Source organism: Arthrospira sp. PCC 8006 (assembly GCF_046480465.1).
In the GTDB taxonomy this organism is placed as follows: domain Bacteria; phylum Cyanobacteriota; class Cyanobacteriia; order Cyanobacteriales; family Microcoleaceae; genus Limnospira; species Limnospira platensis.
In genome coordinates, this window is record NZ_PKGG01000580.1 from 1 (window position 1) to 405 (window position 405).

The 405-nt window shown below is 40.2% G+C and carries 1 protein-coding gene; it reads left to right on the forward strand.

Annotation, left to right across the window (positions count from 1 at the left end; all coding sequences use genetic code 11):
* Positions 1-28: 28 nt before the first annotated feature.
* Positions 29-405, forward strand: a 377-nt coding sequence (locus B9T16_RS29470; protein WP_410246477.1) for a sulfotransferase domain-containing protein, incomplete at its 3' end; no start/stop codon positions are given.

The following is a 405-nucleotide window of genomic DNA, read 5'->3' on the forward strand; positions in this document are numbered from 1 at the left end:
ACTCAACAATTTAATTGATGCTTCAAAAATGTATGATGATCGGGTTTTATGTGTCCGATATGAAGATATTATAGAGAACCCTAGGCGAGAATTAAGCCAGGTGTTTGCTTATTTAGATTTACCGTTTAATCCGCAAATTGTCTCCCAATTTGTTAGAGTTGATTTAAAAGGAAATTTTGGCGATCCAACAGGGGTAAAACAGTACCAGTCTATTAGTAAGGAGCCAACCGAAAAGTGGAAACAGATTTTAAATAACCCAATTCGGAAAGGGTGGAGTCGCCGATATCTCAACTGGTTGGGTGAGGAGCGACTGTCGGTGATGGGATACAATTTGGCGCAGTTAATGGCGGAATTGGAGGAGAGTTCGGGGTCAATGGATAAAATGCCTTCGGATCTGAAAAAAAT